Genomic DNA, 16,695 nt, shown 5'->3' on the forward strand with positions numbered 1-16,695 from the left:
TGATCGTGGGTCGACGTCAGAGGCTGGTTCGAGCGTACTTCGACAATCGGGGGAATTAAGCGTGGCTATGGAAAACGAAGTGGAAATATTGGTAATAGGAAGTGGCTTTGGAGGTTCTATTTCCGCAAAGCGATTTGCGGAGGCAGGACGAAATGTCTTAATGCTCGAGCGTGGGCCATGGAGGAATACCGTTCCCATTCGGTCGACCGGTATCGAGGATTTATCACCGCTCCCGCAAGGGGTAAAGGCGTTTACCCATGGGTTACGATCCGTCAGATCTCGTTTTATTGAAAGAGAATTCGTTTTTAATAAAAGAGGATTTGTGGAGGTGTACGTTGGTGATGGTATAAACGTTATTTGCTCTTCGAATGTTGGTGGTGGTAGCCACATCTATGCCGCTGTGCTGGGCAAGCCTTTCAATCCTGGATACTGGAGCAATCGCCATCCGGAAATTTCTCAGGAGGGCATGGATAAGTACTACGACGAAATTCTGGGATTTCTTGCTGCGCGGCCCGTGTCGCCTCATGACATGGTGCCAAACAGTTTTGATCAAACGAACTACGATGGTGAACTATCGAATGCGGGCCTGAGAAATTCACCCGTTGGCATCCTATTGCCTGAAAGGCCGGGAGAGCCTCGAAAAGTGGTCGATCGGAACGGGGTCGAGCGATGGGAATCCGACATGCGGAATAATAGTTTTCTGGGATCTCCGTCCGGCGCAAAAACGACCCTGGATTTCGCCGTCCTTTGGCCTGCCATAGGGCATGGACTATCGGTTCGTGACTTGTGTGAAGTAAAGTCAATTCATAAGCTGAGAAGGGATGGCGCCGGCAAGATGCGATACGAAGTTCGATATCGCGACCATCGAAGCGGACGGGATGAGCACGTGTTCGCGGAACACGTAGTCCTGGCTGCTGGAGCCTTGAATACAGTTCGCTTACTGTTGAAAAGCCGTGATGTAGAGCGCGGATTGGATGGAATGCCTAAGCTAGGTTTCCGGTTTGGTACGAACGGGGGATTTTTCGGATTTTGGAAAGAAAACAGTGAGAGAGATCTTTCTGCCGGTACGCCGCTATGTGGGCCCTTCAGGGCGAAAGACTCGAAAAGTAAATCAGCTCTGATGCTTCGCGCCAGCATACAGGGATTGGATGCCGTACCGATTCCAAAGCTGATAAGGAAGTGGTTGTGCAAGAACTCCTGTATGGTTGCCTTCGGTGGCGATGGTAGCAATGGATCGATGTCGCTGCGACGCGGAAAATTCGAGGTACGATACAGGAAAAGTGAAAACAGTGTTTATCAAGAAATTGCAGATGAAGTAAAAAATATAGAAGCGGCAACGAATACAACGGTATATGCGCCTGGCACTCCGATAACGGTTCAACCGATCGGAGGTGCTTGTTTGGGCACATCGAATTTGGATGGTGTGATTGGTGCGAACGGTGAGATTTTTGATAACCCTGGGCTATATGTCGCAGATGCCTCTGCTCTCCCGGAATCTCCCGGGGCGCCGCCAAGTTTGTCGATAGCTGCATGGTCCGCCAACGTTGCAGATAGACTGTTGGAATCGCTGCAATGTCGCGACGTATAGGCTCAAAGATGAGCAAAGAAGACCATTGCGGTGAAGCGCAGCGAGTTTAAGAAAACATGGTGAGTGCACAGTAGGGAAGGTTTTCTTGCGATTATATAAACGAATATCTAATTTTCGATAGAAATATGAAAATCGATTCAATTTCTAGTATGCCAGTGCGCTATCTCAGGAGTTTTTGTGCATAGTTCGTGTTCGAGGGAAACCATGAAAGCCATCATGCGAATTGCCGCTGTGTTGACATTATCGATGTCGCCAGGACACGCATTTCCGCAATCCGTGTTGCATGCCTATGGGCCTGGCGGCCCGGCGCCGGCGATGAAGGAGGCTGCCGCGGCATTCGAGAAGCAGACGGGTACGCACGTTGACGTCACGGCTGGACCGACGCCGACGTGGATCGAGCACGCACGCGCCGATGCCGACCTGATCTTCAGCGGCTCGGAGACGATGATGTCCGACTTCGTTGTTGCGATGGGCGACCAGCTAACGCCTCAAGCGCCGGTGCCTTTATACCTTCGTCCAATGGCGATCCTCGTTCGCCCCGGCAACCCTCGCAATATTCATGGCATCGCGGACTTGCTCAAGCCGGGTATGAAGATTCTGGTCGTTAATGGCGCCGGACAGAACGGTGTATGGGAAGACGTGGCGGGCCGGCTTGGCGACGTCCGTTCGGTCGCAGCGATGCACCGCAATATCGTGAGTTATGCGGGTAATAGTGCGATTGCTCGGCAAACTTGGACCGCGCAGCCCGACATCGATGCGTGGCTCATCTGGAACATCTGGCAGGTGTCGAATCCGTCTCTTGCTGAGACGGTGCCGATCGAACAACGTTACGCGATCTATCGCGATTCTGGTGTGGCTGTGACCAAGCGCGGGAAGGAGAATCCCGCTGCGCAGCAGTTCGTTGATTTCCTTCGCTCCAAAGCGGGCGCAGCAATTTTCTCCCGCTGGGGCTGGATGACTGGGGACCAAGCCGGCAGCCAGGACGGGCGGAACTAGCCAGCGACCGAAGCTTGTGTCGTCAGTGAGGGCGTTTCCTTGCCGATGCGGTAGCCTCGTTGAGCAGCCAATCGCGAAAGGCGACGAGTTTCGGCATGCCAGAGCAATCGGCCCGATACACGACGTAATAGGCCAACGGCGAAGCGAACGTTATCTTCGGGAACAACCGGACGAGCCGTCCGGTCGCCAGGTCGTCGCTCGCGATCACACTGCGAGCGAGCGCGATGCCATGGCCCTGAATGGCTGCCTGCAAGACTGCAGCAGAATTGTTGATTCTCATGCCGCGATTCGTTGCGACTCCCGTAACCCCCGACTTTTGCGGCCATATATCCCAAGTGGGAAAGTCCGTATGGCTGTCCATCGAGAGGTCGTGGATCAACGTCTCGCGCGCTTGGCCGTTCGGTTTTTGCAAGCGTCCCTGCTTGTGCAGCAGCTTGGGCGAGCATACTGGGTGCATCTTCGCGCCCATCAGCTTGACCGCCGTCAGCCCAGGCCAGCTTCCCGTGCCGTAGCGTACGCCAATATCGACGTGCTGAGCGACGAAACGCCATCGAAGCGGCATGCCGTACGCGTATTCAGAGTCAGATTAATAAATATCACCATGAATAATGAAGTTGAAATTTTGGTAATCGGAAGTGGCTTTGGTGGGTCTGTCGCCGCAAAACGAATTGCCGAAGCAGGTCGCGATGTCCTCATGCTTGAGCGCGGCCCCTGGAGAGACACCGTTCCCAACCGGTCGATGGGCATTAAGAATCTGGTGTCTCTGCCGCAGGGCGCCAAAGCCTTCACCCATGGCATACGATCCGTTAGTTCCCATTTATTCAAACGCGATATGGTTCTGAATAAGAAAGGGCTCATCGAAGCTTATTTCGGCGATGGCATCAGCGTTGTTTGCTCGTCCAATGTGGGCGGTGGCAGCCATGTTTACGCAGGATTCCTTGATAAACCGCTGGCTCCAAACTACTGGGATAACCATCACCCGGAAATCTCGCAGGCCGGCATGGAGCGCTATTACAACGAGATCCTTGAAGCCCTTGGTGCTCGCGCACTCACACCACAAGACCAAGCTCCCAACCGGATCGAGGAGGCAAATTATAACGGCCTGCTCACGTGCCTGGGCAACCCACCGGTCGCCATGCTGCTTCCAAAAAAACCAGGATTTCCTTCCAAGGTCGTGGATAGGAATGGAATCGAGCGGTGGGAATGTGACATGAAGAACAATAGCTTCTTGGGCTCTCCTTCAGGCGCAAAGACCACTCTGGATTTCTCGTTTATCCGGCCGGCCATGCAACGGGGCCTGGTCGTCAGGGATATGTGCGAGGCCTTGTCAATACGCCGATTGGCGCAACAAGGTCATGGCGAAATGCGCTATGAGGTCCGCTACCGCGATCATCGAAGCGGGAAAGAAGAATGTGTCCGAGCGGAGCGTGTCATTCTGGCCGCGGGCGGCTTGGGCACCGTTCGGCTGCTGCTCAAGAGCCGCGACGTCGAAAAGGGCTTGGCAGGGATGCCGAGGCTCGGCTTCGAATTCGGGGGGAATGGCGATTTCTTCGGAGTCTGGAAGGAGAATAGCAAATCAGACCTTTCAAAAGGCATGCCTATTGCCTCACCGTTCAGGCTCAAGGACTCGAAGAATGAGCGCGTCATTGTCCTGCGCGCGAGCATTCAAGGCCTGGATGGTGTACCGGCACCTTCCTTTGTCAAGCGTTGGCTACGGAGGCAATCCGTCATTATCGCTTTTGGCGGCGACAATAATAACGGAACCATGGAAATTAAACGTGGCAGATTCAAGATTAAATACAGGTCAAAAGACAACGTCATCTATGGTCAGATTAATGATGAACTGAAGGACATCCAGACGATCACCAAGACAAAAGTTTACGCGCCTCGGAATCCCGTCACGGTACATCCCATTGGAGGTGCCTGCCTGGGCACCTCCAACGCGGACGGCGTGGTAGGTGCCAATGGAGAGGTATTCGATAATCCCGGATTGTACGTCGCCGATGCCGCCGCGCTTCCGATGTCCCCCGGGGGGGCTCCCAGTCTGACCATAGCTGCATGGTCAGCCAACGTCGCCGACCGATTGATCTCAGAATTGGAAAATCGCGGCTCGCCAAGCAAGGATCAGCGGACGGTGCTGAAAGCCACCTGACGCCCCTCGCGGTGCTGTCAACTTTTCACCCGGTGCGCGAGGGTATTTTGCAATTTCCCCGTCTCGGGGCATCCAGCGCGGCGACCTGTCGAATCAACCATGCTTTATGTTCTAAGCCACTTGTGTCCGAGCGCCTATTCGTCCAATTGCAGCATCTGCTGCCCAAGCGTCTCATCACACGCGTGCTGGGCTTTCTCGCGCAACGGCGCGCCGGTGCCTTGACACAGTGGGCAATACGCCGCTTCATCGCCCACTACAATGTCGACCTGACGGAAGCCGTGCAGAGGGAACCCGGCGCCTATGCCACGTTCAACGACTTTTTCACCCGTGCGTTGCTGCCCGGCGTGCGTCCTCTGGCGAAAGCGCGAGTCGTTTGTCCAGTGGACGGCGTGATCAGCCAGTCCGGTCGCATCGAGCGCGACCAGATCTTCCAGGCAAAGGGCAAATCCTTCAGCAGTAGCGCGTTGCTGGCTGGTGATGAGGAACTGGCACGTCAATTCGATGACGGCCTATTTGCCACCCTCTATCTCAGCCCGGGCGACTACCACCGCATCCATATGCCGTGCGATGGCCGCCTGATCTCAATGAGCTATGTGCCAGGCGAGTTGTACTCGGTGAACCCGGCCACCGCGCGCGGCGTCGATGCGCTGTTCGCTCGCAACGAGCGTGTGGTGTGCCACTTCGATTCGCCGCACGGCCCGTTCGCTCTGGTGCTAGTGGGCGCCGTCATCGTCGGGAGCATCATGACGGCCTGGCACGGCGTAGTCAACCCGCCGCGCAGCCCCAGCGTGCGTCACTGGAATTATCGGAACAGGAATATCATTCTGATGCAGGGCGAGGAGATGGGGCGCTTCCTGCTAGGCTCGACCGTGGTCGTGCTGTTCCCGCAGGGGGCGCTGCAGCTCAATCCCGACTGGATGCCGACGCGCGTGGTGTACCTGGGTGAACCGATGGCGGACTGAGCGTTGGCCAGTCGAGCGTTCGATTGCATGGCTTCACTCGTTTCGATTCCTGAAGACTCGTTAATAGCACTAAGGAATCGACCGAGTCTGGGGAGGCTTCCCAAGCGTCCCCAATCGTTGGCAACTCACCGGAGCGGGATGAAGAAGGGGGTGAGGTTCCAGACTTTCGTCGGGGAAAGCTCCACGCAGCAGTCGACGTTTATTTTGAGGCCGGCGACCACGAGGCGTTGATAGACCGGGCCTCGCATGCGCATTTGTCGCACAAGACGCAAGGCATGGTCTCGTGAGCGTCGTTCCAGCATGCGCCTCGTCATCGTTCGGGGCGCATGTCCGGCAGTTGGTTTTGTGAGCGGTGTGAAGCAGCGCGTCCGATGTGTGGGCGCGCTGCTTTGTTGTGTGTGTTGGCGGAGCGTCGACTGGTAGAAGTCGTCCGGAGGAAGTAAGCACGTGTTCTGTTTCGGAGGGAATTCCTTTAACTTTGCATAATTAACATTGACATCGGAACGTATGCCGATGAATCGCGGTGGTCTAAGCAGATTCTCGGGAATCGAAAGAACGAGTCGGCGGGCCGGGACGACCGGCACCGAGGACTTACACTCCGTATGGGCAGGAAGCGACTCAGCACGCATGAACCGGAAGGGCCTAGGGGAAGGGCGTTGCAGCGGCGTTCGCGCCGATTTAAACTGCTTGGACGCCCGACTGAACTCTGCGCCAAAGCACGGCGTTTCTGAGGATTCTAGACTTAGCGTGCTCGGCGTGGCAGCCCGAAACGTGCGAGATCAAATTCCGTCATTCCGGCAAATTTTCGTAGATCAGGAAAGATCATCTGTTATCACGACAGCACGATTGGCGTGCCAAACTGGTCGACCGGAAAACGCGCCTGGCCTCGGCACCGCCCGCCGAACCCAATCGATTTCTCTGCCGCCGCCGCGGTCACGATGCGGCACGCCGTACCGGCTGGCCCGATCGTTCGCAGATCAGCCGAACGTGATCTGCCGAATTACGTCAGGGCGGGGTGGTCGGCGCACGGAATCATGGACGGCATCTGCCGCCGCCTCGTGCAGATTGCGCGGCGGGCCGGTCGGCTGGATCTGATCGACGTACTCGCCCATCCGGACGGTGAGCGTTTTCGGGAGGTCAAGGCGGTCGCCGATGCGATCACCGGCCTTGATACATGCGCGCAGGTACAGGTGCTTCATGATCGCGCCACGCTGACGCAACTTACCGATCTTGATACGCGCCTGAGCGCACATCCTTTGCAGTGCCGGATTGACCTGCTCCCCGTGTTTAGTACGGTGACAGTGTAGAGTCCGTTCCAGAGAGGAGCGGCAATGAAAAAGCGATTCACCGAAGAACAAATCATCGGCATCTTGAAGGAAGCCGAGGCTGGCCTGAAGCCGGCACATTCAGCGTCGCGGCGACCGCCGCAACGCTCTGGCCTGCCTTGACCAGCGCACCGCTTCCAGCTTGAATTCGAGCGTGTAGCGCGCCCGCGTCGTCTTGCTCATCTTCTTGACTCTCCTTGCTTGAGTTTAAACGCTCAGCAAGGGATTCGTTTTTCGGGGGCAAGCTCAGACGACCACGACTCGCTTGGGTAAAGTGACTCTTGTCATGCACGGGAGTTGCGTTCCCGGACCCATCAACTGCTAGTTGACTGGGAGAGCTTAGCCAGCCGAATCCTGAACGTCCGCATGATGAGGCGTGCAACCTGAGTAGTGTAAGGTGGCCGTTGCACCCCTCCCGCTGGAACCACGGTTCCGAGCCAAGTCGTACGGCAGCGGATACAGCAACCGAGAATCTCCGAGTGTGCTGCGTCAGTTGGGTTGCCAACAGAAGGGACGGTCCGCCGTTGCCAGTCACTCTTCCATCATGGAAGCAGTCCTTCGTTGGGCCGCGGACGCATCGTGTGTTGTTATTTGCTGGTTGCAACACGTGACGGCACATTCGCACCCGTTTAAACTTTCCCGACCTATTGGACGTTGCTCAATAAATACAGGGACGAGGGCATGGAGCAGACCAGGCTATTGGCCATCCTTGACGAGGTTCGTCCCAAACGCGCACTGCTCACAACATTCACATTCAGTCCGGGTTGGTTCGAGTCGTTTTGTTACCCTGTACTCCGGCTTGGCGGTTGTGAAAAAATCGATGTTATGGTCGATTCACGTCACGCCTGCCGTTCAACGGACGAGTCGTCCAGTCACTATGCCGGGAATTCGTATCGAGTCGTCCCGGTGTACATGAAATCGGGCGGATTTTTCCATCCGAAGGTGGCGTATCTCGAGCGAAGCGCTGATGACGTCGACGGCAAGGGTGACGTGCTGGTTGTTGGAAGTGGAAATCTGACGTTTGCCGGACAAGGCTCCAACCTTGAAGTCCTTGACGCAGTCAACTCTAACGAGCATCCGCTCGTGTTCCAGCAAATCAGCGAGTTCTTCGACCGGTTCGCTGCACGCGTGAGCTTGTCGCGCGAGACAAGGCGCGTACTGGTGGAGTACGCAAAGCGCGCACGTGCGGCCGCCAAAGCCGCCCCCCCTGAGGCATTGCGGAACCCGACGGTGTGGCTCGTTCATACGCTTGAATTGACCGCTGCTGACCAGTTTGCCGCGCGTTGCGCAGAAATCGGCCCCGTCAGCCAGCTGACTGTTCTTGCGCCCTATCACGACCCGGAAGGCTTGTCGGTTACCTTGCTCAAGGAAGAGACGCAAGCGGATTCGCTGCGCGTCGGACTGAGCGAGCCAAAACGCATCGCGCCGTTTGACCCGGAGCGAGAGGCGCTCCCGGCTGGAACAGAGTTCGTCGTTGTGCAGAACCGAGAAGCGCGGTTTGCTCATGCCAAGGTATTCGAAGCAGTATCGTCTCGGGGCTGCGTGCTGATGACGGGCTCCGTCAACGCGACGGCGCAGAGCTTGTACAGCACGGGCAACGTGGAGGTCGGGCTCATCCGGCGCGTGGACTCGACGCCGTTCGAGTGGGCGGTCGAGCAGCCGGAGACCTACGTGGCGTGTGACTTCGAGGCGGCTAATGCCGCCTGCCAGCCGGCGCTTGACGCCGAATTGCTGCTGGACGGCACCCTGCGCGGTACGGTCGCCCCTGTACCCCCATACCGGGACTGCCGACTGGTGGTCTGGTGTGGTTCGAGGACTGAAGGCGAGGAGGCTGTAGCAGTGGAGGACGATGGCACCTTTACCATTAAGGATTTTCAGTTCGAGAAGGACTCGTCAGACTCTCAGAAGGACCGGTCAGGCTCTCGTTTGATTGTGCTGACTGCGGGTGACTTCGTCGCGCAAGGGTGGCTCAACATTGAGGCCGAGTTGCGGCTTACTCCGCGAGAGAAAGACGTTTCCCGTGCTGCTGAACGGGTCTCGGCGGGACGAGCAACAGCAGCAGACCTTTGGGCCATTTATGACGTCCTGAAGCAGGCGCTGCAGCGCAAACCGCCCGTGCGCCCTAAAGAAGAGTGCAAGGACTCCCGCGAAGGTGCGCCGCCTCCCGATACAACGACGGTCGACCACCCTTACGAGAGCTGGAGCAGTCAGGATTTCGGCGACCTGGGCGCCTCCAATCCGCTGGAGCTGCAGTGCCTTATTGCTGCGTTCCGCCATTTGAACCGGGACATCGAGTTTCCGCAAACCAGGACGGAGGGGAAGAAAAAGCTCGGTTTGCTTCAGAACAAGGATGATGAGTTTGACGTTCCGGGTACATCGTCCGATACCGAACTGGAAGATGGCGGGGAGTCGGGGGGCAACGAGGACGGCTCTGACCCGTCCGCGAATAGCGGAGGCAACGGCGAGGCGCCTGCTGACAAGGAAAGCGCCGAAGCCGCAATGCTGCAGGCTCTGCCGGAGGGGCTTGCCAAGAATGCGACCCATCCTTTGCTCTCAGGGGCGGTGCAGCTGTCCGCATGCGATGCGCTCAAGCGCGCCTTCGCTCGGCGAGAGAGCCTCGCGAGAACGGGGAACGTCTATTTTGCGAGCTCCGACCTGGCCTTCGGAATGGACGCCTGGCTCGCCCGCTACAGTGTTTTCGCCTACAGCGACCCGAACCGGCGCAATCTCCTTCCTGCTTTTTGCGCGATGGCCTGCTGTGCTGTGTGGCTTGCCGCTCCTGAAACCGTTAGCACAGTGCGTGCGCGAGTCAAGGAGGCCGTGCGCGTACTCGCGGGCGGCGACCTCCCTGATGCTGAAACCTGGCGTACTACAGTTGAACGGGTATTTATGACACGGCCCTTCAAGCGTGTTGCGGACATGGACGTTGCGGACCGCGAAGCCATCGTCGCAACGGTGCCCTCGATTCTCGCATCGACCTCACTTACCGAGGCGCTGGAGCTACTCATCACGACGGTCTTTAACGGTGGCAATGCGCCTGAGCTGCCCGCCGTGTATGCGCCTGTTGTCAGAGACCTTCTCGAGCGCCAACGCAAACCGCCCAGATACAACCCACGGCGCTTTGCCGTAGTCGCATCTGCAAATGAGGGATTCCAATGTCCGGCATGCAACCAGATGTTCGATGATATTGCGGAGCTTCGGGCCTTGCGCGCGACGCGCGCGGCCGTGCATGTAAAAGACAACTGTAACCGGTCGATTTTCCTGGGTCTGGACGTCAACGCCTTGAAATCCAGACTCCCTGATTACGTCAAATTCGGTGTGGGAAAGGAGCGGCAATGATTACTGGTCCCGTATTTACATCGCGCGTAGGCTCCGCGCTGGCTCCCGACTCGCTTGGAACGCAAAGCGTCAACATGGCGCTCTATCGTTCAGTGTTTCCTGGTATTAACAACGCTGTACAGTACATCCGTGTCTATTCAGCCCTGTGCTGGATGGTCTGGCGCATCGACATTGTTGCAACCGAACGAGAGGCAAAAAGCGCAGAGGCTCGTGAAATCGCAACGCGCGGAATGCAAAAAATCGAACTTTTGCTGTCGTGGGCCAACGTGCTTCACGGGTTAAAGGGTATGCCCGGTCGACTGCGCGTCTGGCCGAAGGAAGAAGACGAAGACAACGAAGAGATTGAGTTGCGCTTTGATGTTCTTGTCAGCGCCGAGCAACAGCAGCTCGTGGGCAAGCCAGGCGTGGCAATAAAGGCGGGCACCCACTTTATGACGGCACCTGAGTACCAGCCGAGCATTGCAAGAGGCCTCTGTTTCCTTTTCGCGCACCCGGATGAGCCGGGTATCTGGGCACTGACGCCTGCGGGGCAAGAGCTCGCCAAGGCCTTCCAGTCCATGCTAGCTGAGACAGGGCACGAACTCGCACCATGGTTGTCGGACCCGACGGATGTATGTACGACAAGGGCGAAGGTGCGGAGCCTCTGGAACCCTATCCTCAATGTCCGTGAGTGCACAGATGCGGAACGTCACGCATTCCTTGCCCAGTATTTTCCGCCGCCGGGGCACATCCCTAAGCATGCGCCCAATTGGGAACACCGGAGTGCTGGTATCACGCTCGCGCTCCGGGCTATTCACGCCGCCGAGGGACTTTTCACGGATAGGGACGGTTTTGTGCCGGTCGAAGTTATCCGTCACGTGATGGGTAGCCGGCGAACACCGGATGGAACCGTCCTCGATGATGAGTCGCTTCTTGAAAGTGCAGGCTATTGGACCTCTCTGCAATACCGCCAGTACATCAAGCTCGCGCTCGAGACGTACCTGCGCATGACGGAATTTGAAATCCACGATGCGGTCCTCACGGACAGTGCGCGCGATATCCAGGCCATTGCAGATGCGATTGGGGAAAGGGCGGCAAAGGAACTGGCGGATGTCGACGTGACAGTTGCTGACACGGTCGAGCGTCTGATGTCTCAGTGTTTGCCCGATGAGCCGATGCTGTACCGAAGTGGCATGCAAGAGGAGAACCTCAGCATGGCTGGCCGTATCGAGTACCTCTACGAGACGGCGTGGTCTGTGAAGGCAACACCTGGCAAACGAGATGATGACGCGCGCACTCCGGCGCAGGCTGCAAGCGCCCTCGCATATGAAGCGCTGGTCTATTGCGCTGTTGATATACCGCTTTGGCTGGAAATACCAGAGTTCAAGGCCAGTCTCGAACGCGACCGGCTGAGTCCGTCCGAACTTGTCAGACTGGTCGAAGAGTACCGGGACGCGCCGCTCGCCCACTTCGTGGCGCGTATCGTCAAGGACTATGTGATTAATCTCCATTTTCGCGTCGTGCGCGAACGGTCTGAGCAGAAGCGCAATCCGCGTGACAGTTACCGCATCGTCATGGGTGATGAAGGGCTCGAGCGCGACCTTCATCACCAACGCGAACTGGCAAGTGTCGAAATCCTCGAGGACCGGTTACAACGCGCGCTCAACCTGCTCGCCCGCGCCGGCATCCTTGAGCAGCGCTGCGCTCGCACCGTACCAGGTGATGAAGATGAGTTTGGGTTGACGGAAGAGGGGCGACAGAGGGTGGAGCAATACGTGGCAGCGGAAGAGGGCGTTGCCTGAAGACCAGACGGGGGCTTGATAGCCGCCCGTCACTGCGCGCAGCACTTCATGGAGGGCTGCTGCATGGTTTTCACGTACAACTCCCGTGGCCGTGTCACCGCGAGCATCCCAGGTACGGGCATCCGGTACACACACAATCCGAGCGCGAGACGGACGTCGCGGCCGCGTGGTGCTGTTGTCGCCCGTAGTAGCCGGATGGACTCGGTTGGCACAGAGCGTCTGTCCAAGCGTGAGCCGGCAACGCGAGATTTCGTCGCGCAGGTTCAGGAGCGAACAACCAGTGCGCTTACCAGAAAGCATCTTCTGGGACGAGAAGGTCATGCATCATTGTGCAGAACACGCAGCACGAAGCCAAAGGGGACCCGCGTTCGATACGCCCTTGGTAAGATTGCAACGTAACTAAAACTCAAAGCATAACTCGCATATGTCGAATCAAGCGCCAAGCACGTTGTACTCAATCTCGAATCGGCTTCACTTTAAGCATCAGTATGACCAAGACATGTTCGTTACCGGTCAGATTTATGACCCTTTTGCCCCATGGGAAAAACTGTGGACAGGGGTGGTTTTCCAGAGGGACGGAAATCTGCACGTCCTCACCGCACCTATCGATGAAATGGGCGGCGGAAAATCGGTCTTGTCGCCGCTCTCGCTCTTCGACCGACCATTCGGGTACAACGTGCTCGTTGACCCCGAATCATGGAGAAACGCAGGGGTGAACGTGGCCGAGTATTTTTCAATTGTCACGGCAATCAACTCTAACCTGCGAGATGCAGAGAATTTTCAATTGCCAATCGACGAACTGCTGAGAAAGCTCGAGGACGACGTCTCACTCACAAAGCATCTTATTGAAGATACCATTCGTATGTATGCTGCTGTTCGATACCTCGAACTGGTACCGCAGAAAAGCGGCGTCAAGATTAAGCTTTCGAGAGAAAAGCGGGCTGAGTACGAGAGGCGCTCATATTTGAGGAGCTTCGCCGAGGAGCTAGTTACCAAAAGCCGACGTATCGATTCCCTTATAGGCCACTCAGGTACGAAAGGTTCATACCGAGAGACTCTGCTTCGAAGCATGTTGAAGCGCTTGCTGCCGTCGCGCTATCACGTCGACACTGGGTTCATCGAAGATTGCCCACGACAGCTTGACGTAATCGTCTGGGACGGCACGAATTATCCGGCACTCTTTCGCGAGGCGGATGTCGTTGTAGTTCCCCGCTCGTCGGTGCGCGCGGTGATTGAGGTGAAAACGACCTTGGAAGCCGGGTCGCTAAAGGAAGCCGTAGAGATTATCTCTGATGCCTTCCGCACGGACCATCAATTACTTCCCATCTTCAAGGGCGTATTTGCCTTCGAGACGTCCTATGTCGATGAAAGAGACGGGGTAAGAAACCGACTAAAGGAACTCTTCAATCAAACCGACAAAGACGGCGAGAAACTGTATCCCTTAGAGTCGTTTTACGCAGGCATCACAGCGGTGTGCGTTCCAAGCCGCACTTGTGTTCTTCAAGGATACGGAGCGCCGGCCGACGACAACTCGTTTCCTCAGCCATGCCTTGTGCAACCGGCAACGGTCGAACCGGGAGATTGGCAGACTGCTCGCTTCTTGCAGACGCTACTTGAACATCTCGTCTTGGAGTCTGAGGCTAAGGCGGTCGCAGTTCGACAATTCAGCCGGACGGCTAATGATGTCTCGTATGCGGACTGGCTACCAATCTTCAAGGAGCAGTGGCGTCCAACGAAGTTCCAAGGAGCGGATGCGCGGACACTGTATGCTCCTATTGCGAAATCTTACGTGGACGCTCTTGAGGGTTTCTTCGACGGAACGTTGGATGCACAAGCCGTACTCAGCAGTTTGGGGAAGTTGCCTGATTAGGATATCCTGCCCGCGCCGTCATGCGCGCCCCTTCGAGCGGTAAATGTCAACGTCACCTTGGAAAGATTGGTCGAACGTTTTGATATTGTGCTCGATATGATGCTAAACGTTCTTCGTCTATCAACCGGCTCTGCGCGTCGGGTAACCTTGGGGTTGAAGGTTTTGCGAATACAGTCCCTGGTTATCGAGTCGGTAGTGGAAGATGCTGTAGGCCTCGTTCAGAAAGTCTTCGCGCGTACCGAAGTCACTGCCTAGTGCAGTCTGAAGCGCTTCGACCAGCGAGCGCGGCGTGTTCGGCACAGCAGCCGGCGGCGACAGGAGCCAGCCGTCCACCCGCAGGCCAGGCGCCCATGTGCGCACCAGCTCGTATTTCACCTCTGCGTCGCGGAGGTCGGCGCTTTGCCCTGGCAGTGGCTTGGCCAGTACCTACCATGTTGTTCACTTCTGCCTACGTGGAAGACAAAAAACATCGTCAAATCGCCTGTGACACATGCCTGGCGTCCCGACATCCCGAGCCAACACTGTTCTGGGCCTATGCGAGCGATGACGTGCTCGCCGCCTATGGCGTCGACGACATCGCGGACATGGACGACGACGACCTGCGCCGCGAGGCGCGTGGACCTAACCCGGGCTGATGGATTGAGAGCCGCTGCCTGACGTGCAACGGGCCGGCCGACGGCAACTGCGGCGATGGCGAGGACTTCCACTAAGCATCGCGCCCTCGCGTCACGGCGCTAAGGGTTCTTTCGGAAGGGCGCTTTGGCACCAGTGCGTGCTGTTGGCGAAGCTCACCCATATTACCGTTACGTCGGCGTATGCCGGGGTGCTCGCGCAGTGGGGTGCGCCTGGTCGAGCCGAGCGCAAAAAGGGCATCAAAAAGGTTAAAGCCGTGGCCGCCATGGGGTGACACCCGCTGACGACGCCTCCGGCACCCAGTGAGCCGCGTCGGTGGCTCGCTTTGCGACGCTCGCGAGGAGCTGCGTCTGCGTCACGGCAAGAACGAGGGAGGGTCGCGCACCGCGCGCTCGACAAGGCGAAGGCGTTGCTGCGCGAGCGCGCGCCGTTCGTCTTCAATGCCACCACCTGTCGGAGCAGATGCGCGGGCGCACCCTGGACCTGCTCTACGCGTAGTACGCCGAGGTCGAGGTCGTGTACCTTGAGCGGGCGCGCGCGGAGCTGCTCGCGCGCAACCACAAGCGCGACACGTCGCTCACCAACAAGAAGCTGCAGGCGATGCTCTTCAAGTGGGAGCCGCCGCTGCCGACCGAGGCGTACGCGGTGCGATATCTGCCGTTTTCGGCGCCTGCATCTGGCTAACAATCGGCAACACGGCTCGCGGGCGCATCCGCAGCCGTAACGGCGCCGTCATACGCGTGGGGCCCAACGGCCCTCCTCGTCGAAATTGATGGAGCCGCGCATTCCCGCGGCCTGCCACACGAGGTCAAACATAGGTTTCAGGCCCTGGTGCGCATTGACGTCGGCGGGAACCAGCACATCCGGCAAGACGACTGCATTACGGTCAAACCGTCCCTGGTCACCGTCGACATCCACCCTGAACCGGTCAAAGCCGAGGACAACGCGGTCCGCCTGGAGCAGTGACATCATGGCGGTGACTTCTGGGTGAAACCCTGCGTGGGTCAGTTCCTCGCGGATTTGCTGAAGAAAGCGGGCGGCTTGGTCTTCATACGTGGTGCCGGGCAGTACGCGCGGGCGGACGTCATTGTCCGTCAGAACATACACGCTCTCGACGAAGCCGTTGCGGAACAATTGCGTGTAACCATGCACGAAACCATTGTTTTCTGGCCGGAGCCCCAGCGCACCATCAAGGTTGACGCGAAAGCTGCCTGCCCTGCTGCCCAGGATGGGTATCTGACGTGCGTAGTCCCAGTAGGCCAGCGGGTCAATGCTGCCGGTACCGAGCGCTGCCTGCGTGGGAATCAGGTGCAGCACCCAGAGTGAGCCGTCGTGGAGTCGGCAGGGCGCCTCGCCCGTCAGGAGCTTGCCCAGACGTTCAGTGCGGAAGTCCCGCACCCTCTGCGCCTGAGTCTCGGAGCGGACGAACAGCTCACGAATCTCCGGCACGTTCAGTTCGCGCTTACGGTTGCCTTCGCGGATAAAGAATTTGAAGTTCGAGCGTACGCGATGCGGTCCTGCCCAGCTCTGCGACACCCGGATAACGAACACGAAGCCGTCGATGCCACCCACCGAGACAGGAACCGGCTGCACCTGCACACCCGGCATTCGCGGCTCGACGCCGTTGAGCAGGAGGTTCTGCATCCTGAGCGTGACCTCGTCGGCATTGACGGCCTGCGGAACGAGAACGGCCGCCTGGCCCTGTTCGTCCTCGTCAAGGCCATAGATGAGGTCACCGCCGCTGGCGTTCGCGAACGCGGAGACGTCGGCGTACAGCTCGTGCTTCGCGCCGTCGTTCCATGCCGCAGGCAGCTGGCGCTTGAAGTCGACGTGCGGGCCTTCCTGCGTCTGTTCCTGAATCAACTGCTCCAAATGCGCCTGGGTCGTATCCACCAGCTTGGACGGCAACGGCATTGCGGACTCCCGTTTCAATGAAGAGGCAATTCTAAGCCGGCCAGCCGCGTTCGCTATCGCGAAATGAGTCGATGGCCCGGGACATCCGCGCACTCATGTGACGCGCATCCGCGTGCGCGGCTCGCGCACTTGCTT

At 57.8% G+C, this 16,695-nt stretch carries 11 protein-coding genes and 2 pseudogenes; 9 read left to right on the forward strand and 4 right to left on the reverse strand.

The genetic code is table 11. The annotated features are described in order from the left end of the window. Window positions 1-67: 67 nt before the first annotated feature. Together PI86_RS16165 and PI86_RS06105 are read left to right on the forward strand one after the other, a co-directional pair. Window positions 68-1,588 (forward strand): GMC oxidoreductase, encoded by a 1,521-nt coding sequence (locus PI86_RS16165; protein WP_082012154.1) that lies wholly within the window; start codon window positions 68-70, stop codon window positions 1,586-1,588. A gap of 204 nt (window positions 1,589-1,792) precedes the next feature. Then, window positions 1,793-2,584, forward strand: coding sequence for a substrate-binding domain-containing protein (locus tag PI86_RS06105; protein ID WP_039319843.1), 792 nt, complete (start codon window positions 1,793-1,795; stop codon window positions 2,582-2,584). Between the two features lie 22 nt (window positions 2,585-2,606). Here PI86_RS06105 and PI86_RS06110 read toward each other — a convergent pair. After that, window positions 2,607-3,128: pseudogene (locus PI86_RS06110) on the reverse strand (LysR substrate-binding domain-containing protein); the annotation flags it as partial. A gap of 57 nt (window positions 3,129-3,185) precedes the next feature. Between PI86_RS06110 and PI86_RS06115 the strand changes: the two are divergent. Together PI86_RS06115 and asd are read left to right on the forward strand one after the other, a co-directional pair. Beyond that, a complete protein-coding gene (locus PI86_RS06115) occupies window positions 3,186-4,736 on the forward strand; it encodes a GMC oxidoreductase (RefSeq protein ID WP_039319846.1) in 1,551 nt (516 codons plus the stop codon). A gap of 122 nt (window positions 4,737-4,858) precedes the next feature. Next, window positions 4,859-5,698, forward strand: a complete 840-nt coding sequence (asd, locus tag PI86_RS06120) for an archaetidylserine decarboxylase (RefSeq protein ID WP_039319848.1) — start codon at window positions 4,859-4,861, stop codon at window positions 5,696-5,698. A gap of 977 nt (window positions 5,699-6,675) precedes the next feature. Here asd and PI86_RS16925 read toward each other — a convergent pair. Then, complete coding sequence (locus PI86_RS16925; protein ID WP_152608056.1) at window positions 6,676-7,104, reverse strand: hypothetical protein; 429 nt, start codon at window positions 7,102-7,104, stop codon at window positions 6,676-6,678. 600 nt (window positions 7,105-7,704) lie between these two features. On the opposite strand from PI86_RS16925, the gene PI86_RS06130 reads away from it, so the two are divergent. The 3 genes from PI86_RS06130 to PI86_RS15670 all read left to right on the forward strand — a co-directional run bounded on the left by PI86_RS06130 (window position 7,705) and on the right by PI86_RS15670 (window position 14,013). Further along, window positions 7,705-10,362, forward strand: coding sequence for a hypothetical protein (locus tag PI86_RS06130; RefSeq protein WP_152608057.1), 2,658 nt, complete (start codon window positions 7,705-7,707; stop codon window positions 10,360-10,362). Further along, window positions 10,359-12,143, forward strand: coding sequence for a hypothetical protein (locus PI86_RS06135; RefSeq protein ID WP_039319855.1), 1,785 nt, complete (start codon window positions 10,359-10,361; stop codon window positions 12,141-12,143). The genes PI86_RS06130 and PI86_RS06135 overlap by 4 nt, the downstream gene beginning before the upstream one ends. 499 nt (window positions 12,144-12,642) lie before the next feature. Beyond that, window positions 12,643-14,013 carry a DUF6602 domain-containing protein gene (locus PI86_RS15670; protein ID WP_052319380.1) on the forward strand — a complete coding sequence of 457 codons (1,371 nt, stop codon included), beginning with the start codon at window positions 12,643-12,645 and terminating at the stop codon, window positions 14,011-14,013. A gap of 120 nt (window positions 14,014-14,133) precedes the next feature. Here the strand turns inward: PI86_RS15670 and PI86_RS16930 are convergent, their stop codons facing one another. Then, window positions 14,134-14,388 carry a hypothetical protein gene (locus tag PI86_RS16930; RefSeq protein ID WP_152608058.1) on the reverse strand — a complete coding sequence of 85 codons (255 nt, stop codon included), beginning with the start codon at window positions 14,386-14,388 and terminating at the stop codon, window positions 14,134-14,136. Between the two features lie 56 nt (window positions 14,389-14,444). Between PI86_RS16930 and PI86_RS06145 the strand changes: the two genes are divergently transcribed. Together PI86_RS06145 and PI86_RS17655 are read left to right on the forward strand one after the other, a co-directional pair. Then, a complete protein-coding gene (locus PI86_RS06145) occupies window positions 14,445-14,648 on the forward strand; it encodes a hypothetical protein (protein ID WP_039319857.1) in 204 nt (67 codons plus the stop codon). A gap of 318 nt (window positions 14,649-14,966) precedes the next feature. Continuing rightward, window positions 14,967-15,330 (forward strand): annotated as a pseudogene (locus PI86_RS17655) (AAA family ATPase); the annotation flags it as partial. A gap of 48 nt (window positions 15,331-15,378) precedes the next feature. Here the strand turns inward: PI86_RS17655 and PI86_RS06150 are convergent. Continuing rightward, window positions 15,379-16,560 (reverse strand): AlbA family DNA-binding domain-containing protein, encoded by a 1,182-nt coding sequence (locus PI86_RS06150; protein WP_039319860.1) that lies wholly within the window; start codon window positions 16,558-16,560, stop codon window positions 15,379-15,381. Between the last annotated feature and the right edge of the window lie 135 nt (window positions 16,561-16,695).

This window comes from Burkholderia sp. A9, from assembly GCF_000801975.1.